24 protein-coding genes are annotated in these 24,721 nt (G+C 35.9%); 16 read left to right on the top strand and 8 right to left on the bottom strand.

The genetic code is table 11. The features are described from left to right. Positions 1-14 precede the first annotated feature (14 nt). The 8 genes from KKG99_00640 (at position 15) to KKG99_00675 (ending at position 7,870) form a co-directional block, all read left to right on the top strand. Positions 15-716, top strand: a complete 702-nt coding sequence (locus tag KKG99_00640) for a sulfite exporter TauE/SafE family protein (GenBank protein ID MBU1011483.1) — start codon at positions 15-17, stop codon at positions 714-716. Positions 717-803: 87 nt separating this feature from the next. Beyond that, positions 804-1,814: an acetamidase/formamidase family protein gene (locus tag KKG99_00645; protein ID MBU1011484.1), complete on the top strand. Its 1,011-nt coding sequence runs from the start codon at positions 804-806 to the stop codon at positions 1,812-1,814. A 114-nt stretch (positions 1,815-1,928) separates the two neighbouring features. After that, positions 1,929-2,213 carry a YunC family protein gene (locus KKG99_00650; GenBank protein MBU1011485.1) on the top strand — a complete coding sequence of 95 codons (285 nt, stop codon included), beginning with the start codon at positions 1,929-1,931 and terminating at the stop codon, positions 2,211-2,213. 50 nt (positions 2,214-2,263) lie between these two features. Continuing rightward, positions 2,264-3,586, top strand: coding sequence for an APC family permease (locus KKG99_00655; protein MBU1011486.1), 1,323 nt, complete (start codon positions 2,264-2,266; stop codon positions 3,584-3,586). A 31-nt stretch (positions 3,587-3,617) separates the two neighbouring features. Beyond that, positions 3,618-4,196: an arylesterase gene (locus tag KKG99_00660; protein ID MBU1011487.1), complete on the top strand. Its 579-nt coding sequence runs from the start codon at positions 3,618-3,620 to the stop codon at positions 4,194-4,196. A 116-nt stretch (positions 4,197-4,312) separates the two neighbouring features. Continuing rightward, positions 4,313-5,200: a sulfite exporter TauE/SafE family protein gene (locus KKG99_00665; GenBank protein MBU1011488.1), complete on the top strand. Its 888-nt coding sequence runs from the start codon at positions 4,313-4,315 to the stop codon at positions 5,198-5,200. Positions 5,201-5,551: 351 nt separating this feature from the next. After that, entirely contained in the window at positions 5,552-6,199 is a 648-nt protein-coding gene (locus tag KKG99_00670; protein ID MBU1011489.1) for a hypothetical protein, read from the top strand. 267 nt (positions 6,200-6,466) lie between these two features. Then, positions 6,467-7,870: a hypothetical protein gene (locus KKG99_00675; protein ID MBU1011490.1), complete on the top strand. Its 1,404-nt coding sequence runs from the start codon at positions 6,467-6,469 to the stop codon at positions 7,868-7,870. Positions 7,871-7,973: 103 nt separating this feature from the next. Here the strand turns inward: KKG99_00675 and KKG99_00680 are convergent, their stop codons facing one another. From KKG99_00680 to KKG99_00705, 6 genes are all read right to left on the bottom strand, one after another. Beyond that, entirely contained in the window at positions 7,974-8,465 is a 492-nt protein-coding gene (locus KKG99_00680; GenBank protein MBU1011491.1) for a hydrogenase maturation protease, read from the bottom strand. Positions 8,466-8,786: 321 nt separating this feature from the next. Next, on the bottom strand, positions 8,787-10,238 hold the full coding sequence (locus KKG99_00685) for a Ni/Fe hydrogenase subunit alpha (GenBank protein ID MBU1011492.1): 1,452 nt from the start codon (positions 10,236-10,238) through the stop codon (positions 8,787-8,789). A 12-nt stretch (positions 10,239-10,250) separates the two neighbouring features. Continuing rightward, positions 10,251-10,799 (bottom strand): NADP oxidoreductase, encoded by a 549-nt coding sequence (locus tag KKG99_00690; GenBank protein ID MBU1011493.1) that lies wholly within the window; start codon positions 10,797-10,799, stop codon positions 10,251-10,253. Between the two features lie 27 nt (positions 10,800-10,826). Beyond that, entirely contained in the window at positions 10,827-11,528 is a 702-nt protein-coding gene (locus KKG99_00695; protein ID MBU1011494.1) for a (2Fe-2S)-binding protein, read from the bottom strand. 42 nt (positions 11,529-11,570) lie between these two features. Beyond that, positions 11,571-13,364 carry an NAD(P)H-dependent oxidoreductase subunit E gene (locus KKG99_00700; GenBank protein MBU1011495.1) on the bottom strand — a complete coding sequence of 598 codons (1,794 nt, stop codon included), beginning with the start codon at positions 13,362-13,364 and terminating at the stop codon, positions 11,571-11,573. 419 nt (positions 13,365-13,783) lie between these two features. Continuing rightward, the gene (locus tag KKG99_00705) at positions 13,784-14,401 is read right to left on the bottom strand and encodes a redox-sensing transcriptional repressor Rex (GenBank protein MBU1011496.1); all 618 of its coding nucleotides are present in this window, start codon (positions 14,399-14,401) and stop codon (positions 13,784-13,786) included. A 147-nt stretch (positions 14,402-14,548) separates the two neighbouring features. Here KKG99_00705 and hypF point away from each other — a divergent pair, with 147 nt between their 5' ends. The 5 genes from hypF to KKG99_00730 all read left to right on the top strand — a co-directional run bounded on the left by hypF (position 14,549) and on the right by KKG99_00730 (position 19,834). Then, positions 14,549-16,831: a carbamoyltransferase HypF gene (gene hypF, locus KKG99_00710; GenBank protein ID MBU1011497.1), complete on the top strand. Its 2,283-nt coding sequence runs from the start codon at positions 14,549-14,551 to the stop codon at positions 16,829-16,831. 75 nt (positions 16,832-16,906) lie between these two features. Next, a complete protein-coding gene (locus KKG99_00715; protein MBU1011498.1) occupies positions 16,907-17,170 on the top strand; it encodes a HypC/HybG/HupF family hydrogenase formation chaperone in 264 nt (87 codons plus the stop codon). A 29-nt stretch (positions 17,171-17,199) separates the two neighbouring features. Further along, a complete protein-coding gene (gene hypD, locus KKG99_00720) occupies positions 17,200-18,282 on the top strand; it encodes a hydrogenase formation protein HypD (GenBank protein ID MBU1011499.1) in 1,083 nt (360 codons plus the stop codon). A gap of 15 nt (positions 18,283-18,297) precedes the next feature. Beyond that, the gene (hypE, locus tag KKG99_00725) at positions 18,298-19,314 is read left to right on the top strand and encodes a hydrogenase expression/formation protein HypE (protein ID MBU1011500.1); all 1,017 of its coding nucleotides are present in this window, start codon (positions 18,298-18,300) and stop codon (positions 19,312-19,314) included. 328 nt (positions 19,315-19,642) lie between these two features. After that, positions 19,643-19,834: a hypothetical protein gene (locus KKG99_00730; GenBank protein ID MBU1011501.1), complete on the top strand. Its 192-nt coding sequence runs from the start codon at positions 19,643-19,645 to the stop codon at positions 19,832-19,834. A gap of 33 nt (positions 19,835-19,867) precedes the next feature. On the opposite strand, the gene KKG99_00735 is transcribed toward KKG99_00730, so the two are convergent. Next, on the bottom strand, positions 19,868-20,215 hold the full coding sequence (locus KKG99_00735) for a hypothetical protein (protein MBU1011502.1): 348 nt from the start codon (positions 20,213-20,215) through the stop codon (positions 19,868-19,870). Between the two features lie 270 nt (positions 20,216-20,485). On the opposite strand from KKG99_00735, the gene hypB reads away from it, so the two are divergent. Then, positions 20,486-21,280, top strand: a complete 795-nt coding sequence (gene hypB, locus KKG99_00740) for a hydrogenase nickel incorporation protein HypB (protein MBU1011503.1) — start codon at positions 20,486-20,488, stop codon at positions 21,278-21,280. 205 nt (positions 21,281-21,485) lie between these two features. Beyond that, complete coding sequence (locus KKG99_00745; GenBank protein ID MBU1011504.1) at positions 21,486-22,106, top strand: redox-sensing transcriptional repressor Rex; 621 nt, start codon at positions 21,486-21,488, stop codon at positions 22,104-22,106. A gap of 4 nt (positions 22,107-22,110) precedes the next feature. On the opposite strand, the gene arcC is transcribed toward KKG99_00745, so the two are convergent. Next, entirely contained in the window at positions 22,111-23,055 is a 945-nt protein-coding gene (arcC, locus tag KKG99_00750) for a carbamate kinase (GenBank protein MBU1011505.1), read from the bottom strand. A gap of 136 nt (positions 23,056-23,191) precedes the next feature. Here arcC and KKG99_00755 point away from each other — a divergent pair, with 136 nt between their 5' ends. Then, positions 23,192-24,718: an SLC13 family permease gene (locus KKG99_00755; protein ID MBU1011506.1), complete on the top strand. Its 1,527-nt coding sequence runs from the start codon at positions 23,192-23,194 to the stop codon at positions 24,716-24,718. Positions 24,719-24,721 lie beyond the last annotated feature (3 nt).

Below are 24,721 nucleotides of genomic sequence, written 5' to 3' on the forward strand. Positions count from 1 at the left end.
CAACTAATTAACCAATTATGAACGACTTAAACGTTTTACTCGGAACAGCGGCAATCATTGCTTTCACCCATACCCTTTTTGGCCCCGATCACTACCTCCCTTTTATAGTGATGTCGAAAGCAAGAAAATGGTCCTTATGGAAAACCACCTGGTTAACAATTGCCTGTGGAATTGGTCATGTTGGAAGTTCAATTGTACTTGGCGTTATTGGTATAGCTTTTGGGATTGGACTCTATAAAATTGAATTCTTCGAAGGTTTCCGTGGAAACCTTGCAGCATGGGCCTTCATTATTTTTGGATTTGCCTATATGATGTGGGCATTTTATCGTATATATTTCAACAAACCACATAAGCATAAGCATTTTCACACAGATGGTCATTTACATGTTCACGAGCATACCCATAGCAACGAACACGATCATGTTCATCATAAAAAAATCACTCCCTGGATCTTATTTACCATTTTCGTGTTAGGGCCTTGCGAACCATTGATTCCTATTTTAATGTATCCTGCCGCTGAATTAAGTACCTTTGGTATCATTGCCGTAAGTGTAGTTTTCTCAGTGATAACCATCGGTACCATGCTGGGAATTGTTATCCTGGCAACCCTGGGTATTAATTTCCTTCCAATGGGAAAGTTAGAGAAATATATACACGTAATTGCCGGCGCAACCATCTTTTTAAGCGGAATAGCCATTGTATTTTTAGGCCTTTAAATGAAATTTCAGATCTGATAATCTATTTTTTTATAAATTCGTTCAAAGCAAAGCTAATCTGCTAATTAACTAATTAAACTTTGAACCATGAAAAAAACAATCATCATATTATTCGGTTTTTCCTTGATCCTGATTTTAGGTTGCAAGGCTAAAAGCCCAATTGCAAAATCGGAAATCCCAAAATATTTCAAAATAGATCATACCCTTACAGCAGATCAAACTCACAATAAATTCAGTAGTATAATTGAGCCTGTTCTTAGGGTAAAATCAGGAGCAGTGATTGAAGTATTTACGGAGGAAGCCAGTGATCAGGAGCTAAATATCAACTCAACCAAAGAAGCTATTGGAACCATGAATGCTGATTTGATCCACCCGATTACGGGCCCAGTTTATGTGGAAGGTGCTGAACCGGGAGATGTGATCACCGTAAACCTGCTTGAAATTGAAATTGGTGACTGGGGCTGGCTTGCTATCTTTCCTGGTTTTGGAATTCTTGATCAAGAATTTACTGAACCCTATTTGCGAAATTTCAAACTGGACGATAAGAATCGCACCATTAATTTTAAGGATCATATTAATATTCAACTGAAGCCGTTTCCCGGAGTTATGGGCGTTGCCCCTCCCACCGACGAAATGTTAAGCACCATTCCACCTAGGGCCAATGGTGGTAATATGGATAATCCATTTTTGGTTGAAGGCACCCTCGTGCATTTTCCTGTTTTTGTTGAAGGAGCTTTATTTTCAATAGGAGATGGTCATGCTGCACAGGGATTGGGTGAAGTTTGTGGAACAGCTATTGAAGCTCCGATGAGGATCGTATACAGAATTACCTTAGAAAAAGGAGGACGTTCAATACCAGAACCTGAATACGAAAATAATGATTATTATGCCGTATCAGCCTATGGAACCACTTTGATCGAGGCATCCCAAAAGGCCACCAAATATATGGTTGATTATTTGGAAAAAGAATTTTATCTGAGCCGTGAAGAAGCTTATTTGTTATGTTCAATTGCTGGAGATTTGCATATTGCCGAAGTGGTCGATCTTCCTCATTATTTAGTTAGCATGCACATTTCAAAAAAAGTGCTTGGCTTATAACTTCTAATAAGGACTATAAGGGAGAAAAAAGGACTTTAAAATCGACTATTCTGGAGACAAGCTGCGAGTAATTATTAGTTTTCCTATATTTACGTCAAATAAAAACATTCCATTATGAATGATATCATAACAATTGAAGGGAGAGCATATCAGGCTTACCACATTCCAACACAAAATACCAGCATTTTATTACTATTTGGGAAAAATGGTTTTTTAGCTTGTGGATATATCAATATTGAAATAGCAAATAAGCGTGATGATGCCTGTGCTATTATTACAGGCATCAAAACTGTCGACGAACTATTGACTTCCGAAGTAAAAATGGTGAGTAGTGCCGCCCGTAAAATCGGCGTTATGGAAGGAATGACAGGGAAAGAAGCACTCATGTTGATGTCTTGAAATTTTAATAAAATACCGGGTTTTCATAAAATTACCAACACACATCAACTATGGAAGAGAATGAAGGCTTGAAGAGAGAAATCGGAGTATGGGGGCTGGTTTCCAATTCAATCAATATAATTGTTGGTGCAGGGATTTTTTTAATCCCTGTTATTGTTTTTGAACGATTAGGTACAGGAAGCATTTTAGCATTTATAATTTGTGGTATCCTGATGATGCTTATCATGTTAAGTTTTGCGGAAATTGGCACCAGGATCACCAAAACAGGCGGGGCTTATTCTTATATCGAAGAAGCATTTGGTAAGTATGCAGGATTCCTCACCACCAATATTTTCATCTTTGGGGCATCTGTTATGGCTAATGCGGCAGTGGCAAATGGATTGGCCGACACACTGGCTTATTTTTTCCCGATTTTTACGATACAATGGGTTAGGATACTTCTCTTTTTTTTAATATTCAGCGGATTGGCCTATTTGAATGTAAAAGGGATCAGTAAAGCCATGTCCTTGGTTAAATTTGTGACCATTGCCAAATTAAGCCCCCTTATCTTGATAATACTGTTTGGTTGGATTTATATGAAACCTGCTAATCTGGCCTGGACTTTCACCCCTACTCTATCAGATGTTGGTGAAATGTCGTTGATATTAATTTTTGCTTTTGTAGGTGCTGAAACTGCCTTGAATGTGGGTGGCGAAATAAAGAACCCACAAAAAACCATTCCAAAAGGAATCATCCTAAGTATTTTAGCTGTTGTATTACTTTATACCAGCATTCAAATTACTGCCCAAGGTATTCTGGGGAACGAGTTACTTGATTTCAGAAGTGCTCCACTGGCTGAAGTTGCAATGCGAATGATTGGCCCGATTGGTGCAACAATCGTGATCATTGGGGCTTCATTCTCCATGTTCGGCAACCTGAGCGGGATGACCTTAAATATGCCACGTGTATTGTATGCCGCTGCCCGCGACAAGGTGGTCCCTATAAAATCACTTGCTCACATCCATTCTAAATATGCCACCCCTAATGTATCAATAATCGTTTATGCAGCAATGGGTTTCATCTTTGCAGTCACAGGAGAATTTAAAGAATTGGCCATTTTATCGAGTGTTTCTTATTTAGTGATTTATCTTGGTGTCGTATTAGCTGTAATTAAATTCAGACACACTAGTGGTACCCGATCAATAGATACATATCTCACACCGGGAGGATACATCATTCCTGCAATCTCTGTAATCGTTATCATTTGGCTCTTTACCAATCTGGCTTGGGCAGAGGTGAAGGCAATGCTTATTTTTATTGGGATATTAAGTATTATTTATTTGCTTGTTCAATTGTTTAAGAAGAATTCAGTAGTTAGTAGTCGACATATATAGTACACTTTTATCTTTTCATTGTTCAAATAAAATGGCCAAAGTAAAAATAGTTTGCATCGGCGATAGTTTAACCGAAGGATACCAGATTCCGGCAGGAAGTTGCTGGCCAAACTTATTGAATCAGAAATCAGCTTACGAAGTTATTAATTCGGGCATTTGTGGTGATACAACAGGTGGTATGCTCGCACGATTTCATGAAATGGTGATCGTGCACAAACCAAATTATGTAATCATTTTGGGAGGGACGAATGATATCTGGTTTAACATTCATGATCATCAGATTATTAGCAATATTTTGGCAATGACCCGCCTTGCCCGTCATTATAAAATCCAATCCATCATTGGTATACCTACTCCTTTCTATTTGCCACAGGCAGATGAAGGAAGTCATTTCTTCATGGATCTAAAAGGGATGTACCTGCGCCTTCGCGAATACATTCAAACCTTGAAGCGATTTGCTTTGGATGATAATCAGCCAATCATTGATTTTTCTTTAAACATGCATGCCGGATTATTCCTGGAAGATGGATTACATCCGAATAAAGAAGGACATCAAATTATGGCAATTAATGCCAAAGAAAGCTTATCCGGCATTTTATTAAAACAATGAAAGGAAATAAAAATGTCAATTTGAAATTCTCGATTTTCAATTTGAAAAATAAAGGGTTTCTTAAATTAAAAATTGTAAATTGAAAAGCGAAAATTATCAATTTAAAAACTTCTTTCATGGTTATAATTCTTAAAGCCGTTCTCGGTTTAATGACGAGTATTTTTGGTTTTTTTTATTTCAAAGACGTTATAAAAAATAGAAAAACCTTTACCAAAAAACCCTGGTTTGGTCTCTTCGGCACAGGATTTATAACTAATTTTTTCGATACTCTTGGAATTGGAAGCTTTGCGCTGCAAACTGCTATTTTTAAGTTTTTCAAATTGGTCGATGATCGGATTATTCCGGGAACCATGAATGTAGGGAATACCATCCCGACCGTTACACAAGCTTTTATATTTATGACCGCAGTTACTGTTGATACCCTGACCTTGGTTTCAATGTCGCTTGCCGCTCCGGTTGGTGCGGTGCTGGGAGCAGGTATCGTATCCCGATTGCCCCGACAAAAAATACAATTGGGAATGGGTATTGGCTTAATGGCCGTTGCCCTTATCATTTTGGCAGGACTTTTTGATTTGATGCCCATTGGCGGAGAAGCCATTGGCCTTACCGGTTGGAAATTGATTTTTATAATTGTGATGAGTTTTGTGTTCGGGGCCCTTCAAACCATTGGGATAGGATTTTACGCACCCTGTATGGCTATGGTTTATGCACTTGGCATGCACCCATTAACTGCGTTCCCTATTATGATGACCGCAACGGCAATGTTAATGGCTGCAGGCGGATCAAGATTTGTTAAAGAAGGCTCCTACGATCGTAAAACAGCCATTGCTTTGACAATAGCTGGTGTTCTTGGTGTGTTTATAGCGGCCTATTTTGTAAAATCATTGCCTTTAATTATACTCAAATGGGTGGTTTGTTTAGTGGTTTTATATACTTCAATCTGGATGTTCCGATCGGCATTTAAAAAAAGTGAAGAACAGATTCCGGTAGAAATAAAGTCTTAGATCATCAAAGTAAGGCATGAAGGGTTTGAGATTGTCAATTGTCAATTTTCGATGTTTAATTTACGATTCTAAAAAGTATAATTCATAATTCATAATTCATAACTTATAACTTATAACTTTTTTTCTTACATTTATTCCAGAAATTCTTTCCTGCCGGATAGTGGTTGTTGATCAAAGAATTTTAAACTCCCTCACAAGTATTGAAATTAAATCGATTTTGATGAATCGAAAAAATATATAAAACCACCATACTGAACTTATACATTCTTACTTGGATGGATAAAGAACAGTTTATGTACCATATAACAAAGTTAGCAAGCATTAAAATATTTGACATTTAAATAGAATAAGATGACCAAATGCCCCAATTGTAAGAGTGAATTAAAAGTAATTGATAAAATATATGCAGAATACATCTTTTGCCAAAATTGTGATTTTGAAAAACTAGAATATAATTCATCAGGATGTTGCATGTTTCCAAAAGTCATCCCTGTTAGATACTATTCTGATGAGATCGAAGCTATGAGAAATTCTGACAATTATACAATTTATGGACAATGTCAAAATTGCGGAAAACGAGTTGGTCATGCTATGAAAAAAATCGATTTTGATAAAAATAAGCTTCCACATTCTAACGATGAAATTATTGAGAATGCAAAAAAGGTGCGTGATGAACTATCTGAAATAGCAGAAAAGATTCATGAAAGAAAGAAAAATAAAAATCAAGATGATTACTGGAATGATTATTCAGAATATTTAAAATCAGAAAAATGGTTGAAAATTCGTGAGATTGTTTTAAAAAGAGACAATAATTTATGTCAATCATGTCTTTGCGAAGAGGCAATTATAGTACATCATACTATTGGTCACTTTAGAAAAAACGAACCTTTATTTACACTTGTTTCGTTATGTGGAAGATGCCACGATATTATCACAGAAATTGAAAGAGGAAATCACAAAGACGCTCAAAAAATTGAATATGAATTTAAAAACAAATAACGCTTGCTAACAAAGGTTAATAAAACATGGCAAATTCGTAATTGGCAGAAACCGTCAGGTAATATTTAAAAAGAATGAAACAAATCTATTATTACGTATTGGTACTTTTTATTTTTTCTCAACCGCTTGCACAAGTAAAGGGAAGTATTGGTTTTTGGTTGAAAAACTTGATGATAGTGTACGCTTCCTTATAAACAGATTATCTTACTTTATAAAAATACTTTAGAAATATTATGCATTATTAGACAATAATAAATAATCATAGTCATGAAAAAGTTATCAATAATATTTACTAATAAATCCGGATTAAAAGTTGTTAAAAATATCCTTAATATTTGTGTATTACTGTTATTTATCAACACCATTTCGGGTCAAACTTCTTTTAATGAAATTGATATTTTAGCCAAAAAATGCAATGAAGGACAAATGGCCTCATGTAATAAATTAGTTTCTATCGCTAAAAATGGCAAAAAAGAGTATGACCTCAGAATGGCAGCATTTAATAAAATAAATGACCAAAGTATTTTAGAAGATATCATGAAGAATGATTATTATTTTTCGAGGTATATAGTAGACCAAATAAGAAATATCAACAATAAAAACATTCTGATTGTTATTGCCAATTCTAGTTTTCAAGATTATATTCGTGCGAGAGCTGTTGAAAAAATAACAGACCAGAATACACTTATATCTTTTGCTAAAAATGGCATTATTCCTGCACTTCGTGCAAGTGCAATTAAAAATATAAACGACCAAAGTATCCTCATTGAGATTTTCAATAATGAAAGTGAAAGCAAAGTGCGTGTTGAGGCGATTAAAAAAATATCCGAGCAGAGGTTCCTTGTTAATATTGTCAATAATATAATTGACAGAGATTTACGAGAGACCGCGCTTGGAAATATAACCGATCAAAATTTACTTTTATCTATTGCTTCTGACAATAAGGAATCGTATAGCATGCGTCAAATTGCTATTAACAATTTGACCGATCAAAATGCATTATTTTCCTTTGCTGAAAATGATCAGGAATTAAGTGGTCTACGAATTACCGCCATTGAGAAAATTACTGATCAAGTTATTTTAGGTAAAATTTTAATGAATGAATATGGATATTCAAATGATTTACTTTTACTTGCACTTAAAAATTTGAATGACCAGCAGATTCTGGATAATATAGCCAAAAACATCAGAAAAAGTGAAATTCTTTGGAATGTTTTAAATTTACTCAACTGCGACATTAATTATCAGACAATCATTTATTTACTTAATCAAAATATTGAAAGGGATCATAATATTGCTGCCATCGCTGCCATAAAAGCCATTCCATGCGACACAATCTTAAATCAGCATTATGCCATTTTGGATTTAATTGCAGACTACAAAAGAGGTTATGATTCATACAATGTTGCTTTTTGGCGCTGGATAGATTACACTGTAAAAATAGAAATGAATGCACGAGTATTAACTTATCAATACCCAGGAAAGAGAGGTAAAAAGGAAGAAACACTTTCAATGGTTAAAATTCTTCACGAAGGGAAGATTGATATGAATGAAATTTGCGAATTACTTCTATCACCTTTAAGAAGAAATGATCTTATGAAAATTGCTGAGACATCAGACATTTATTATATTAGAGAAACTGCCAAAAGAATTTTAGAAAAGAATAACTAAATCTTAAATAGAACATCAGTTGTTATGATAATTTTATAAATATTGTGAGAGATTATATTGCCGATCCAAACTAAACCTTTATTAGTAGTAAATCACAATTATTTTATTTACCACAAATTTTAAGATCAGCAGTCTCATCAATCAATGAATGAGGACTTAAAATAAAGGGCTTTAGATATTCAAAAGCCATCTCCATATTTTCAATTGCCTTAGAAGTTAAACCTTCCATAAATTCCCATTCATAACCTTTGATATGAATTAAATAGGTAGGAGGTGCTGATTTATAAATTTCCTTGCACAAGTCAACAATATAGCCCGGTGAGGCAGCATGAGTAGTAAATGTAATTTTAGAGTTTTCGGTTACTTTTGAGATACAAAAATCATCCAGCTCCTCAACCGAAGCATCCACAAAAATCACCAATTCTTTATCGGCAATGGCATGCGCATCTTCAATATTTAACTGATAGTTGCTGTCAAATTCAAGGCCCTCTATATTGTTTTCCTTAGCCCATTCTTCCATTCGTTCAACAAAAGCATTGCCTAATCCATCATCTTGTCGGCCAGGGTTGCCGTAACCGTATATTAAAATTTTCATGATGCAAAAATATAAATAAAAGTACTTAAAGTGAGCTAAAGTTTAAAGTGAACTAGAGTTTGGAGTGCCTAAAATACTTAAAGTGCCTAAACTAAGTAATGATAGAACTTAATATTATCGAAAGTTGGTTTAACAATATCAGCTTATGCAAATGAGTTATTGCAAGTACTTCTTTTTCGAAAATTTTATGCACTTCAAACTCTAGTTCACTCTAGGCACCCCAAACTTTAGGCACTACATGCAAACAGGTCACAATTAAAGGCATCTACCTCTTTTTTGCAACCTGTTTTTAAATCCACCTAAGTGGGGTATGATGGTTTACTATGTCCTTTTTTTATCGATCAAATTGTTTTTCGAATCGTACAAATTGACCTCAAGTGGCATTTTACCAATGGCATGGGTCGCACAACTCAAACATGGATCATATGCCCTGATTGCAACTTCGCAAGCGTTCATCATCGGCTCGGTAATTTCCTTCTGACCGGTCATCTGAGCTACAGCTACTTTGAGAACTGCTTCGTTCATAGGTTTATTGTTATGTGTTGTTGAAACAATAAGGTTTGCCATTTCAATCTGATCGTTATCATTAATCCGGTAATGATGGAATAAAGTTCCACGAGGAGCTTCGATCAAACCAACACCTTCTTTTTGTTTGGTACCTTTTGTTACCAAATCACCTTTTAATAAATCCGGATCGTTCAACAGATCTTTCATCATTTCGGCAGCGTGAAGTAATTCAATTAATCGTGCCCAATGCATGTGCATCGACATATTATTGGTTTTACCGCTGGTGTAGGCCCTGAATATTTCGAATTCTTTTTGAGCCAATGGAGTTGGAATAAAATCACAGGTATTTAAACGAGCTAAAGGCCCTACTCTGTACCAACCATCTTCTTTACCTAATTCAAGCAGATAAGGGAACTTCATATAGCTCCAACTCTTCACTTCTTCGCCAATGTATTTCAGGTAATCCTGATAATCTACATCATGAAGGATTTTTTTACCGTTAGCATCCACTGCTCTCAGCACTCCATGATAAAGATCTAAGGCACCATCTTTACGAACCAAGCTTAAATGGCTTGATGGGAAAGCTGCGAAAGTATCAATTAAACCTGCATTTGCTTTATGATAACCCTTGAAAAGATCGAGTGCTGCAATTGACCACTCAATCATTTTTTCAATATTCAACGGATCTGCACCTTTAAGGAACTCATCTCTTTCGGCAATAGTCAAATGTTTGTTTATACCACCTGGGATTGCACCTGTTCCGTGAATTTTCTTACCGGCTGTAGCCCGGATAACTTCTTGTCCGAATTTACGCATCATTACTCCTTGAACGGCTAGTTCAGGGAATTTCATGGCTACGCCTATAACATTTCTGATTGCCGGATCAGCATCGATTCCGAACAACAAATCAGGAGATACAAGATGAAAGAAATGCAATGCATGTGATTGGAAAGTTTGTCCGTAGTGCATTAATCTTCTCATTTTTTCTCCTGTTGGAGTTAATCCATCACCGGTTCCTGCACCAACGATTACGTCGAGTGCTTTGGCTGCTGCCAGATGGTGACTGACAGGGCAAATACCGCAAAGGCGTTGCACCAATACCGGGGCCTCCCAGTAAGGACGACCCTGAACAAAACGCTCAAAGCCCCTGAATTCAACAATATGTAAACGACTCTGGGTCACATTACCGTTATCATCCAGATGAATGGTAACTTTACCATGTCCTTCTACTCTGGTTACGGGTTCTATAGTGATTTTTTTTGTCATGATTTCCTGCTTTTAATCAAATTTAACAACTTCGTAAGGTAAATTCAGTTCGCCACCCGTAACAAGGGCAACCAGTGCTTCCCAAATCAGATCGGCACGCGGGGGGCAACCGGGTAAATGATAATCGATTTTTACGATTTCGTGGCAAGGATATACCCTATCCAAAATCATAGGTAATTCATCATCATTTGGAAGAATACGGGTCGTATTATTTCCAACTGTTGGTCCGTTCAGATATGCTTCTTCGAGGCATTCCTGAACAGGGATACCATTACGTAATGCCGGTAATCCGCCCATGATGGCACATTCGCCAACTGATACTAAAATTTTACAATTTTTTCTGAATTCTTTAAGTACGTGAACGTTTTCACTATTACAGCATCCACCCTCAATCAATCCAATATCACATTGCTTAGTAAACGTTTTTATATCATCGATTGGTGATTTATTAAATTCAACCAAATCAATGAGTTGAAGAATTCTTTCATCAATGTCAAGAAGTGACATGTGGCAGCCGAAGCAGCCTGCTAATGATGTTGTTGCAACTATTGGTTTACTCATTATATATATCTCCTAATATTTTAATTTCTAAATTACACTGGTAATATCGCTACCGATCGCTTGTTTATCATATTTACGTGTGCCAATTGGTTCGTTAAAGCCTTTTTCTTTTTTGATTAAAGCCCCAACCGGACAAATGTTCATGATTTCCTGAGCCATATCATCGGTAATATCAGCGGCACATTCTTTATCAATGCAAATTTGTAATTTATGACCTCTTGACTTGAAAGCAAATAAACTTCTGCCTTTTTCATCTTTAAATGATCTGATACATCGTTTACATAAAATACAACGGTTACGGTCGATTAAGATTTTTGAATTTTCAGCATCAACCTGCTTTTGTGGAAACTGATATGGGAATCGGGGAACCATCATTTGATATTTATAAGCCAAAGCCTGAAGTTCGCAATTTCCACTCTTTTCACAAGATGGACAGAAATGGTTGCCTTCAACAAATAATGCTTCAATAATTGCTAATCTTAAGTCACGCAATTCAGGGGTGTCATTTTCAACTGCCATCCCTGCTGCTACAGGAGTAGTACATGCGGTCATTGTTCGGCCTGCAATTTTAACATTACATACCCTACAAGATCCTGCTTCTTTAATTCCTTTCACATGGCATAAAAATGGAATATAAACTCCATTATCGCGAGATGCATCTAAAACATTTTGTCCCTGTTCTGCAAAACACTCTTTACCATCGATGGTGAATTTTATTTTTTCGCTCATTGTTCTATATTTTATCTTTTCAAATTAAAATTTATTAACGACTTAAAGATTTGGAACCCTGTCAACATATGCACAAGAAGCAGCTACTGCTTTTTCCATATCAAAGCCTAATTCGTATTTGGTGTCTTCCTGAAGAAGTTCTAAATATTTCTCACGGAAATTTTCAATTGTACTCAGGATTGGTTGGGCGGCTGTTTGGCCTAAACCACAACGGTTTGCAATCTTCATTTTATTTCCCCAATCAACCAAATTGTCCAGATCGGACTTTACACCTTTGCCGTCAATAATTTTTCTCAATGTATTTCTCATTAAAACTGTAAAAGCTCTGCAAGGAACACATGAACCGCATGATTCATCGATGAAGAAATCGGTAAAATTTAAAACAACATCTTTAAGTAAGTTGCGGTCTTTACCGATAATCATGATGGATCCACCTGTTGGGATATCTTCAAAAGAAATGGTCCGTTTGAAATCTTTAGGTCCGATACAAACGCCCGATGGTCCACCAATTTGAACTGCCTGAACATTTTCGGTACCTGCCATCTCCAATAAATCTCTTACCCGCAATCCCCATTCAATGGCATAAACACCCGGGAATTCACAATCGCCGGATACGCTTAATAATTTTGTTCCGTTACTTTCACGTGAACCCATGGTAGTAAACCACTCAGCACCATGATTAATAATTTTAACGACCGTACAAAGGGTTTCAACATTATTGATTACGGTTGGTTTATCAAGATAACCTTTTTGTACAGGGAATGGCGGACGATTTCGAGGTTCACCTCTTTTACCTTCTGCTGATTCGATCAATGCTGATTCTTCACCGCAAACATAGGCACCTGCACCAAATTGAATACGAATATCAAAATCAAAACCTTCTTTTCCGGCAATATTTTTGCCAAGTTGATTTGCATCACGCATTTCCTGAAGTGCATTTTCAAGATATGCATTCAAGTATTTATACTCTGCCCTCAGGTACAAAATGCCTTCTTTTGCATCAATGGCATAAGCAGCAATTGTCATTCCTTCGAACAATAGTTTAGGAACCTCCGTCAGGATAACTCTTTCTTTAAAAGTTCCGGGTTCGCCTTCATCTGCATTACATAAAATGTATCGTGGGCCGGGTGTTTTTGTACAGAAATCCCATTTTAAACCTGTTGGGAAACCAGCTCCTCCTCTACCTCTCAAATGAGATTTTTTTATTTCCTCAATAACCTCTTTTGGGGTCATTTTTATTATTTTTTTTACTGATGATCCATCATCGTAAGGTGCAAAAATAACCGGGCCTGATTTACGGATATTATTAAATACCATCGAATTAATAAGTGCCGAACCGTTTTGACCCTCACCTTTAAGCCTAATCATGTCCTTTGCAGCTACTCCTTTTTTCATCTTTTGAACTATCTCTTTTACCATGAGCGGAGTCAGATTGGTAAAAATGACGTCATTGATAATGGCAGCAGGTTCCTGGTCACTCATACCGATACATGCTGTATTATGAAGTCCGATCATTCCATCAGAAGTAACGCTTCCAAATTTGCATCCGGCTTCTTCTTCAAATGCCTTTGCAACTTCAGCACGTCCTTTCATATTAGCAACCACACTGTTATTCAAATAAACAGCATACTTACCGACCGGTTTCTGTGAAAGAAAATGATAAAAGCTTAATGTTTGAACAACATCAACCTTTGATAGGACGGTTTCCTCTGCCACAACCTCAACAGCTTCTTCAGGTATAAAACCATATTGGCTTTGAATATCAATCAGAATATCCATCAGCCTGGCTTTATCATTATTGTATTTTGCAATAATGTTTTTTACAGTAGTTCTCATAAATAAAAATTGTTTTATTATACCTTTAAAATGTTCGATTTATAATCTGTTAATCTTTTAACAAATGCAAATTTAGCGCAAATTTAAATACCAAAAAACCAATTGAGGAATTTAGAAGAAGTTTAAATAATATATACTCACATTCAACCATTTAGATGCACACACCTACTTCTTTACAAATGAAAAGATTAAGTTAAAAACAGAATGCATTTTAACCCCCTATCTATGTTCGTTGATAACATATATTATTCTCTGACTTTCTGTTATTTACATTGTGAACAAATTATCATATAGCGAAAATACAATACGAATGCTTCAAAGATAAAGCTCGGGTCACGATCAAAAAAAGTCGTGTTGATTATTAACAAAAGTATTGAGACAACAAATTATGATTGTTCCAAGGGTTTCCGTATAACTTTTTAATTACACTTTACAAAGTAGGCCATTTCCTCCAGGGTAGTAACTATATCAAATTCTTTGAGGTACACTGACTTTGGCAAATCAAGATGAACAGAAGTGAAATTCAGAATACTTTTAATTCCTGAATCCAATAATATCGAAGCTATAGAAGTAGCAAATTCCGATGGTATCGCAATAACTCCGACGGTTATGTTCTTTTCAAGGATGATTTTATTTAATTTACCAATGTCATAACATGGCACTTTATTAAACGATTTATCTATTAGTTGAGGGTCAATGTCAAAAATTGCTTTTACCTTCAAATTAATATCTTCTCCGGTAACATAATCCAAGATAGCCCTGCCCAACCGTCCGGCACCTATGATACAAATGTTTTGATACTCATTACTATCTATTGTGACCCCAATTAAGGCATTTAATTCGTTTACATTATAACCTTTGCGATGATTACCGGATGATCCGATTAACATTAAATCTCTTCGAACCTGAACGGGATTTAGATTTAATAATCTCGCCAAATCATGTGAGTAAATAAAAGAGTCTTTCACGTATTTATATTTCACCAGTAATCTTCTGTAACGACTTAAACGCTGGACCGTTTTCTTTGGTAACTTCATAATTAGGATCAATTTATGGCAACTTTCAAACCAATATCAGCAAAGAAAGTGTAATGCAAATTTAGGTGTAAGTTTCGGTTTTTAAAAAATTCATATCAAATAAAAAGTTTAATTTTGCCCGGTTCTCAATTGAATACTACTTAAAATATGCTGGAATATAACCTTTTTGAGACTTATCAAATTCATATTCAAGGTCTGGTTCAGGGAGTTGGCTTCCGTCCATATATCTATCGTCAGGCACATAAATTTCAATTGAAAGGCTGGGTCGAAAACAGTAATGACGGGGTGTTTATCAGAGTGAATATCGATCCTGTTAAACTTGGTGAATTTCTTTCTGCAATAAAAAATGAGGCTCCAACGGCTTCAGATATATTTAGAATCAATTATCAAAAAATTGTGACCGAAGAATTTTCCGGTTTTGAAATTATTAAGAGTCGAAATAAATCGGATGAAATAACGGAAGTCAGCCCAGACATTGGAGTTTGTAGCGATTGCCTGGCCGATTTAAAAACTCAAACTCATCGCATCAATTATCCTTTTATAAATTGCACCAATTGCGGCCCGCGTTTTACGATCATAAAGGACCTTCCTTATGATCGGGAAAAAACCAGCATGAACCCTTTTGTGATGTGCGATCAATGCCGATCAGAATATATGGATGTTTTGGATCGCCGTTTTCACGCTCAACCGGTTGCCTGCAAGCATTGTGGGCCTCAATATCAATTGTATTTAAATGGAGAAATCATAAACGATTTTAATCAGATTATTTCCAATGTTTGCGAGTTACTTGAAAAAGGGGATATTGTTGCCATTAAAGGGTTGGGAGGTTATCATCTGGCTTGCGATGCTCAAAATGAAGAAGCCGTGCAAAAACTTAGAAACGCAAAAAACAGAGATGGCAAACCTTTCGCTGTTATGTTTCGGGATATTTCAAGCTTGAAAAAATTTACGGAATGTGATCCTGTTGAGGAGAAACTTTTAACTTCCTGGCGAAATCCAATTTTACTTTTAAAAGACAAAAATAAATTAGCACCAAGTGTTAGTGTTGGTTTCAAAACCACCGGTGCTATGTTACCCTATATGCCTTTCCATTATCTGTTATTTCAGCAATTAAAATTACCTGTTATTGTTTTAACCAGTGGCAATATTACTGACGAACCCATCATCATTGATAATCAGGATGCATTAGAAATACTAGGATCTATCGCTTCGGCTGTATTAACTTATAATCGCGACATCTATAACCGTACCGACGATTCAGTTGCCTTTGTGAGCAATAATAAATCAAGGCTTATACGGAGATCTAGAAGCTATGTACCTAGTCCGGTTCGCTTATCTTTTAACGCGGAAGGGATCTTTGCAGCAGGCGCCGAATTAGTAAACTGCTTTTGCATTGGCAAATCCGATCAGGCCATTTTAAGTCAGCACATTGGTGATCTTAAGAATTTAGAAACGCTTGAATTTTACAGCGAATCAGTTGCACGATTTCAGCAATTGTTTAGGTTCAAACCAACATTGGTAGTTCATGATCTTCACCCTGATTATTTGTCAACTAAATATGCGAAAGGATTAAACCTAACTCATATAGGTGTTCAGCACCATCACGCTCATATTGCATCATGTATGGCAGAACATCAGCTTGATGAAAAAGTTATTGGAATTGCATTTGATGGTGTGGGATTGGGAGATGATGGAAATATTTGGGGCAGTGAATTTTTAATTTGTGATTTTGAAGATTACAAAAGATATTCACATTTCGAATTTGTACCGATGCCGGGTGGTGACAATGCCACAAAAAATCCTTGGCGGATGGCAGTTTCATATCTGTATAAATATTATGGCAAATCGTTTCTCGATTTAAATCTTACATTTTTAAAAAAGATTCCTGATTTTGAAGTTGATTTAATAATAAAAATGCTTGATAAAAATATCAATTGTCCTTTAACTTCCAGTGCCGGAAGACTTTTTGATGCCGTTGCGGCATTGACAGATATTTGTACTCAATCAAGCTTTCACGCGGAAGCTCCTATGAGGCTTGAAGCCGCGATCGACAAAAAGACATCAACAGCCTACGATTTCGAAATTGGTACACCTATAAAACTCGAAAATATTATAAAAGGCATTGTTGAGGATTTACAAAATGGGATAAACAAAGAAGTGATCTCCGCAAAATTCCATAATACCATAATTAATATTATTTTTGAGGTCGCTAATAAAATTAGGCAAACTGAAGGGTTAAATAAAGTAGTTTTATCGGGTGGAAGTTTTCAGAATAGATTTTTACTTGAAAGAGTCGAGAATTTATTATCAGATGATGGATTTGAAGTTTTTGCACAAGAAAATATTCCTGCAAATGATGGAGGACTAGCTTTAGGGCAACTAGCTATTGCAGCAAAAAGAAGAGCTTTGAAATTGATTAATGTTGAATGATTATTGATAATTGAAAATACATATTAATAAAGCTCTGAAATAATCAATAATTATTCGAAAATAAAAAATAAAAATATGTGTTTAAGTATCCCTGCAAAAGTTGAATCGATAGAAGGTGAAATGGCAATAGTATCTGTTGGAGGAACTACCTACGAGGCCAGTTTACAAATGATTGACAATGTTGAAATTGGTGATTATGTATTATTGCATACAGGATTTGCGATCCAAAAAATCAGTGAAGAAGATGCTGCTGAAACGCTAAAAATATTTGAAGAGTTTGAAGATTTGAACCAGCGTCTTGATGAGGAAGAAAAAACGACAGGCAATCGGATAACCTAAAATTAGCTATCTATTCTAAAAGCTACGCAATGAAATACATTGATGAATATCGGGACAGAGAACTGGTGATGGAGTTGATTGAACAAATTAAAAAAACTTCAACAAAAAAAATTACTTTAATGGAAGTTTGCGGTGGTCATACCATGTCCATTCAAAAATTTGGGATCCCAAGTTTATTACCTGCAAATATTAAATTGGTTTCAGGTCCGGGTTGTCCTGTTTGTGTTTCGAGCAGAAAATACATTGATCAGGCAGTTGCTTATGCCAGGTTAAATGATGTAATTATTGCAACTTACGGTGATTTGATCAGAATTCCCGGATCCTCCACTTCACTTGATGAAGAAAAAGCCAAGGGTGCAGATGTCCGAATTGTATATTCGGTGCTGGATGCATTAAAAATAGCGGAAGAAAATCCGGATAAAAAAATCGTATTTTTAGGAATAGGTTTTGAAACAACTGCACCCAGCAGTGCTGTTGGAGTTTTAAACGCACATAAATCCGGAATTAAAAACTTCTTTCTGTTCAGCTCCCACAAAATTATGCCACCAGCAATGGCAGCGCTCATTGATGAAGGCGTTAAAATTGATGGATATATTGCACCCGGCCATGTTAGTACCATTACCGGATCCGGCATCTATAAAGACATCGCTGAAATTTATAAGTTGGGATGTGTAATTTCGGGATTCGAACCTGTTGACCTTTTACGATCAATTTTAATGCTGGTGAGGCAATTGGAAAACAATGATCCTAAAGTTGAAATCCAATATAGCCGGGTTGTAAAACCAGAAGGAAACCTAAAGGCACAACAAATGTTGGATGAAGTTTTTGAGCTACAGGATGAATGGTGGAGAGGCTTAGGTGTACTACCAGAAAGCGGATTGAAAATCCGGGATAAATACAGAGAATATGATGCTGTTGTAATGATTCCTGTTGAAGTTGAACCCACGAAAGAAGATCAAGGTTGTATTTGTGGTGAGGTATTGAAAGGACTCAAAAATCCAAAAGACTGTAAACTATTTGCAAAAGCTTGTACTCCCAGTGATCCGGTTGGGGCCTGTATGGTATCGAACGAAGGAGCGTGTAATGCACATTATCGATTTAACAGAGATTAATTGTGAAATAAACTAATGAAAAACAAACAAGTATTACTGGGACATGGAAGTGGTGGTAGCTTATCACACGATTTGATAAGCAAACTTTTTGTTCGGTATTTCGATAATCCAATTTTAAGGCAGCAAACCGATTCAGCATTATTAAATATAAGCAGTAAATATATTGCCTATACCACTGATTCATACGTAGTTGATCCTATTTTTTTCCCTGGTGGAAATATTGGGAAACTGGCTATTGCCGGTACAGTAAATGACTTAGCCGTTAGCGGGGCAACTCCCAAATATATTAGTTGTGGGTTTATCATAGAGGAAGGATTTGCCTTGGACGAACTGGAAACGATCGTCAAAACGATGTCGGAAGAAGCTCAAAAGGCTGGAGTTTTAATTGTTACAGGCGACACCAAAGTTGTTGACAGAGGTAAATGCGATAAAGTTTTTATCAACACCAGTGGCATAGGAGTAATTGATGAAAATCAATTGGAGATAAGTTCGGGTAAAAATATTAAAATTGGCGATCAAATTATCATTAATGGCAGTATTGGCGATCATGGTATGGCTATTTTAAGTGCCCGGAATGAATTAAATATTCGCGCTGCTATCGAATCAGACTGTGCTTGTTTAAATAAAATGATTGGTGAAGTTATCAAAAGTGGGGCACAAATTAAATTTATGCGCGATGCTACCAGAGGTGGTGTAGCCACAGTGCTTACCGAGCTTGCAACCGGCAGTCCATATGGAATTGAGCTTGATGAAGTCAGGTTGGTTGTTAAAGAAACCGTCAGAGGAATGTGTGAAATACTTGGGTTTGATCCATTATATGTTGCCAATGAAGGTAAAGTTATCATGATTGTTGCTGTTGAGGATTCAAATAAAGTGATGCAGATTTTGAAATCAAATGAATTTGGCAAAGAAGCATCCATTATTGGTGAAATAGTTGACAAACATCATGGCAAAGGATGGATAACTACTTCAATCGGAGGAAAGAGAATTATCGATATGTTAGCCGGAGAACAACTTCCAAGGATTTGCTAGTATTTAATCAAAAGAATTCCTCGAAGTTCTGCTTCGGGGTAAGAATCCAGAATTCAGAATTCAGAAGAGGGATTAAAATATCTTCAAAAAAAAATCTGACTACTGACTACTGTATTCTGTATTCCAGATACCTCGCACCTCTGCTGCGGGGTAGTTCATTACCACAATAATTTTCTAAAAAACAGCTCTTTATAGCTGTTTTTTTATTCTTCATCTTCACTTCATAATCAGAGTGCAGTATTGCCTCAGAACTCTTTGATGAGGTTATCGAATTCTCTGATGAAGCTATGAATGATAAGAATTCAGCTCACAGGAATAAAAACAACAGATGGCTTTATTAAAAATTGAATCAGGCACTAATAATTTTGGGCTTGGACTCGCATTGTCCAAAAAAATTAGCGACTATCATCAAATAGAGATCCAAGTTGAATCGAAACTTGATTATGGAAGTACTTTCACTTTGATTTTTCCAAAGAAAAAACAAACAGGTATACCTGTTGAAGGTTTATTAAAAGTATAAAGGCAATTTCCAGTGATTTAATTACAGTAGTTATTAGTCGCCGTAGGTTGCATGAAATTTACGCAAAGTATCTTCCAGATTCTCGATCATTACATAATGACTTTCGCAACCAACCCTTGAACAAATACTTACAACGCCGCCGATCTCAATATTAAACTTTATTACTTTCCCATTGCATTCTTTGCAATCAACATTAGTATTCAATAATTCACGGCAGTGAGGACAATAAATTTCAGCATTACAACCCTGAACCAATTGGATATCTGTCACTTTATCGTAGCATCCATAAGTAGAGCAAAGCCATAATTTGCCTGTTTTTTCACCACATTTAACATTTACATAAATACTTGGTTTACCATTTAATTCTTTGTTGTAATCCATTAAAGAATGGTTACACTTGGTGCATTTTACATTTAAAGATACATTTTTAGGCATAGTGTCCTCCTTTTCTTGAGCTTAATAATCATTAATCAAAATAGTTCTTCTTTAGCTAATATACAAACATATCTTACGAATCCTATTATTCAACCTATATAATTTTGAAATATTGCTATATTTTACTGTTAAAAAAATATCATTGTTTATTTAATAACTTTAAATTATTGATCCGAAAATACTTTTATTGATTAATTTTGTGAAAACTTTAATAATATGTGTGGAACTTGCGGCTGCGGCGACGATTCAGTATCGATTAAACGACCCGGAGAAAATACAAACCTCAACGGATTACTTCCTTATGATCATTCACATGATCACAACTCTGACCATGGTCACAGCCATTCTCATGATGACAAACATAGAACTGAAATTCGTTTAGAAATAGATATTTTGCAAAAAAACAACCTAATAGCCATGAAAAACCGTGGTTATTTTGAAGCAAAAAAAATATTTACACTTAACCTGGTCAGCTCACCGGGATCCGGAAAAACAAGTCTGCTTGAAAGGACCATTAAGGAAAAATACGATGAAATGCCCTTTTATGTAATTGAAGGGGATCAACAAACGATGAATGATGCCAACAGAATTGAAGCTGCAGGAGCACCGGCCGTTCAGGTAAACACCGGAAATGGCTGCCATTTAGAAGCCGACATGGTTTATAAGGCTGTACTAAAACTTCAACCTAAAGAGAATAGTATTCTTATCATCGAAAATGTTGGAAATTTAGTTTGTCCATCAATGTTCGATTTAGGCGAATCTAAAAGAGTTGTGATTATTAGTGTTACCGAAGGCGAAGATAAACCCATCAAATATCCTAACATGTTTCATACATCGGATATTTGCATCATCAATAAAACAGACCTTTTACCTTATGTTGACTTTAATGTTGAGAAAGCTAAAGAATATGCCCTGCAAGTAAATCATCATCTTGAGTTCTTCGAACTATCAGCAAAAACAGGTGAAGGCATGAATGCTTGGTATGATTGGCTCAAAAAACAATTAAAGTAAAGTTTTACTATTTATTAGTTAGGACGAATACCCTTTCACGATCATAATATCTATCAACAGATTTAAGATTTTGTATTTAAAATCTATTGGATTTTTACAAGTTTCTAGCAAGTTGTGAAATTATTAACAATTTTTCTTGCATATTATTATCCCAAAATCTAAATTTGCGAAACTCTATCAAGTTACCAATTAATTTCGCGGTTGAATGAAGCACTTACCACACAAGACTATAGAACGACTAAGCCAGTATCGCAGAGCATTACTTATATGTGCCGCTAAAGGAAAAACACACATTTTTTCGCACGAGATTGCAAAAATACAACACATTACCCCTGTCCAGGTTAGAAGGGACATCATGTTGATTGGATACACGGGCACATTGAGAAAAGGATACAATATTCAAGAGTTAATTGATTTAATTGGGGATATCATCGATACGAAAGAAGGATTGAATGTTGCAGTTGTTGGCATTGGAAATCTTGGAAGGGCCATGATCAATTATTTCAATGGCAAGCGTACAAAATTATCTATTGTAGCAGGCTTTGACAGTAACCCAGATAAAATTGACCGGATTTATTCCGGTGTTAAAGGCTATCACATCGATCGATTAGCTGAAATAATTAAGGAAGAAAATATATCTATCGCCATTATTACGGTTCCTGCCGGTGCTGCTCCCGAAATAGCCGATAAACTTGTAACTGCAGGAATTCAAGGCATTTTAAACTACACTCCAAAACCTGTTCATGTTCCACAGCATATTTATCTTGAGGAATATGATATGATTACTTCTCTTGAAAAAGTTGCTTTCTTTGTGAAAACGCATTAATGGCTTAAACCATTACAATTCTTGTACCCCCATCGTCAACACCAAGTAGAGTACTCTTGGTTATAATTGCATCTTTACCGCTATGTTCAACAAAATGAATTGCCGCACGAATTTTAGGAGCCATGCTACCTTCAGCAAAATGACCTTCTTCCAAATACTTTCTTGCTTCAGAAATCGTAACCCGATCCAAGGTTCTTTCTTGAGGTGTGTTAAAGTTCAAACAAACTTTTGGGACATCAGTAAGAATGAACAATTTATCTGCATTGATCTGCGAAGCCAACAAAGCAGACGCTAAATCCTTATCAATTACGGCATCTATTCCTTGTAGTTTATTTGGTTCGACATAAAATGCAGGGATCCCGCCACCACCAACTGCAATTACAATTTGGCCGTCACGAGCAATTCGCTCAATTGATTTCTTATTTGATATAACAAGTGGTTTAGGGGAAGCAACAACTTTTCGCCATCCCCTGTCCTTTGGATCTTCCGCGAATTTCGAAGATGATTCCTTCATAATTGTTTCAGCCTCTTTTTTGGTATAATATGGGCCAATGGGTTTTGTAGGATTTGAAAATGCCGGATCATCTTTGTTTACCAATATTTGGGTAATAATGGTAATGATATCCCGATCCAAATCATGCAACTGTAAAACATTTCTTAGTTGTTGTTCCAAAATATATCCAATAAAACCCTGAGAATAGGCGACACAAATATCAAGCGGCATTTCAGGTAAACCGAACATTTTATTTCCTGCCTGATTAGCCAATAAAATATTTCCAACCTGAGGCCCGTTTCCATGGGTAATTACAAGATTGTAACCTCTTTCAAGCAAAGAAATCAATCGTTCACCCGATTCATAAGCATTTCTTTCCTGCTCATCAATTGTTCCTTTTTGACCTGCCTGTAATAAAGCATTACCTCCAAAAGCCACAACAGCTAGTTTTTTCATACGAATATCATTAAATTAGAGAAGTGCAAAATTAACAATTTAGCCTAGATTATAATCAACCAAAATAAATTATGAATAAATTTCTAGTTTTATTATCTGGGTAATTTTTCTACATTTGAATTTCAAGCCATTATTTATGCAAATAAAATCGCCACGATTCAATCTTAAAAAAAGCTTCGGTTTGTTCGGAGGTTTATTTTTATTTTTTTTAATTGTTTTTTTTGGTGACCTTGAACCGGGTCATCCTGAAGTAACTTACACCCTTGCTATCGCATTATTAATGGCTATTTGGTGGATCACTGAAATTGTACCTTTAGCTGTAACTGCACTTATACCCGTTGTTCTTTTCCCAATACTGGGAGTAATGGATGGGAAGGACGTTTCATCCACCTACTTCAACCACGTCATTTTTCTATTTATTGGTGGTTTCATTGTAGCCATTGCCATGCAAAAATGGAATTTACATCGTCGGATAGCGTTGAAAATATTGATGTATACAGGAATTAGTCCTGCACGTATTCTGCTTGGATTTATGCTTTCGACAGCCTTTCTATCAATGTGGATATCAAATACAGCCACTACAATGATGATGGTTCCAATTCTATTATCCATTATTCAAAAACTTGAAGAAAATATTGAAAAACAAAAACTTGGAAAATATGCCGCAGGTTTGTTTCTTGGGATTGCTTATAGCGCATCAATCGGCGGAATAGCAACTCTAGTCGGTACACCACCTAACTTATCTTTTATCCGGATTTTTCAAATTATGTTCCCAAATGCACCAGCAATTTCGTTTGCAAATTGGTTCGCTTTTGCAATACCAATAAGCGTTCTGCTATTTCTGGTAACATGGGTGCTTTTATATTATATGTACAGGCCGAAAGAAAAAACTTTATCATCCATTGATAAGTCTGCATTCAAAAATGAATACAAAAGCCTTGGGCCAATTAGTAATGAAGAAAGGATTATACTCATTGATTTTATTGCTTTGGCATTTTTATGGATTTTTCGATCGGATATAACATTGGGTTCATTTAAAATTCCTGGGTGGGCAAATATTTTCTCCAACCCATCATTTTTAAATGATGGAACCGTCGCAATTGGTATGTCGGTTTTGCTATTTTTTATACCAACTAAAAAAGAACATGCTAAAAAGCTCATGAATTGGAACGATACGAAAGATATTCCATGGCATATCGTACTATTATTCGGAGGAGGATTTGCTTTGGCCAGTGGATTTAAAGAATCAGGATTATCATTATGGTTTGGAACGCAACTCAGCTGGGTTGTAAGCATTCATCCCATCCTAATAATTTTAACAATTGCCCTCATGATGACCTTTTTAACTGAACTGACTTCCAATGTAGCAACTACAGAAATGTTACTTCCGGTTTTGGCAGGATTATCAATATCAACCCATACAAACCCCTTACTTTTTATGATTCCCGCTACGCTTTCAGCATCGATGGCATTTATGTTACCCGTAGCCACACCCCCTAATGCCATCATCTTTGGCACAGGAAGAATCAGTATTATAGATATGGCAAGAACCGGGTTTATCCTAAATATCATCGGAGCTATCACAATCACTTTAGCAACCTATTATCTAGGGAGTTATATTTTCGGGATAGACACAAGCATATTCCCAGCCTGGGCAAATTAACTT

Source organism: Bacteroidota bacterium, assembly GCA_018816945.1.
In the GTDB taxonomy this organism is placed as follows: Bacteria; Bacteroidota; Bacteroidia; order Bacteroidales.

Coding starts and splice junctions, on each gene's coding strand:
- KKG99_00670 (MBU1011489.1), top strand. CDS start 5,552: ATGACCAAATGCCCCAATTGTAAGAGTGAATTAAAAGTAATTGATAAA.
- KKG99_00730 (MBU1011501.1), top strand. CDS start 19,643: ATGGCTTTATTAAAAATTGAATCAGGCACTAATAATTTTGGGCTTGGA.
- KKG99_00680 (MBU1011491.1), bottom strand. CDS start 8,465: ATGAAAATTTTAATATACGGTTACGGCAACCCTGGCCGACAAGATGAT.
- arcC (MBU1011505.1), bottom strand. CDS start 23,055: ATGAAAAAACTAGCTGTTGTGGCTTTTGGAGGTAATGCTTTATTACAG.
- KKG99_00735 (MBU1011502.1), bottom strand. CDS start 20,215: ATGGATTACAACAAAGAATTAAATGGTAAACCAAGTATTTATGTAAAT.
- KKG99_00690 (MBU1011493.1), bottom strand. CDS start 10,799: ATGAGTAAACCAATAGTTGCAACAACATCATTAGCAGGCTGCTTCGGC.
- KKG99_00755 (MBU1011506.1), top strand. CDS start 23,192: ATGCAAATAAAATCGCCACGATTCAATCTTAAAAAAAGCTTCGGTTTG.
- KKG99_00700 (MBU1011495.1), bottom strand. CDS start 13,364: ATGAGAACTACTGTAAAAAACATTATTGCAAAATACAATAATGATAAA.
- KKG99_00660 (MBU1011487.1), top strand. CDS start 3,618: ATGGCCAAAGTAAAAATAGTTTGCATCGGCGATAGTTTAACCGAAGGA.
- hypD (MBU1011499.1), top strand. CDS start 17,200: ATGAAATACATTGATGAATATCGGGACAGAGAACTGGTGATGGAGTTG.
- KKG99_00675 (MBU1011490.1), top strand. CDS start 6,467: ATGAAAAAGTTATCAATAATATTTACTAATAAATCCGGATTAAAAGTT.
- hypF (MBU1011497.1), top strand. CDS start 14,549: ATGCTGGAATATAACCTTTTTGAGACTTATCAAATTCATATTCAAGGT.
- KKG99_00695 (MBU1011494.1), bottom strand. CDS start 11,528: ATGAGCGAAAAAATAAAATTCACCATCGATGGTAAAGAGTGTTTTGCA.
- KKG99_00655 (MBU1011486.1), top strand. CDS start 2,264: ATGGAAGAGAATGAAGGCTTGAAGAGAGAAATCGGAGTATGGGGGCTG.
- KKG99_00685 (MBU1011492.1), bottom strand. CDS start 10,238: ATGACAAAAAAAATCACTATAGAACCCGTAACCAGAGTAGAAGGACAT.
- KKG99_00705 (MBU1011496.1), bottom strand. CDS start 14,401: ATGAAGTTACCAAAGAAAACGGTCCAGCGTTTAAGTCGTTACAGAAGA.
- KKG99_00665 (MBU1011488.1), top strand. CDS start 4,313: ATGGTTATAATTCTTAAAGCCGTTCTCGGTTTAATGACGAGTATTTTT.
- KKG99_00715 (MBU1011498.1), top strand. CDS start 16,907: ATGTGTTTAAGTATCCCTGCAAAAGTTGAATCGATAGAAGGTGAAATG.
- KKG99_00745 (MBU1011504.1), top strand. CDS start 21,486: ATGAAGCACTTACCACACAAGACTATAGAACGACTAAGCCAGTATCGC.
- KKG99_00645 (MBU1011484.1), top strand. CDS start 804: ATGAAAAAAACAATCATCATATTATTCGGTTTTTCCTTGATCCTGATT.
- hypB (MBU1011503.1), top strand. CDS start 20,486: ATGTGTGGAACTTGCGGCTGCGGCGACGATTCAGTATCGATTAAACGA.
- hypE (MBU1011500.1), top strand. CDS start 18,298: ATGAAAAACAAACAAGTATTACTGGGACATGGAAGTGGTGGTAGCTTA.
- KKG99_00650 (MBU1011485.1), top strand. CDS start 1,929: ATGAATGATATCATAACAATTGAAGGGAGAGCATATCAGGCTTACCAC.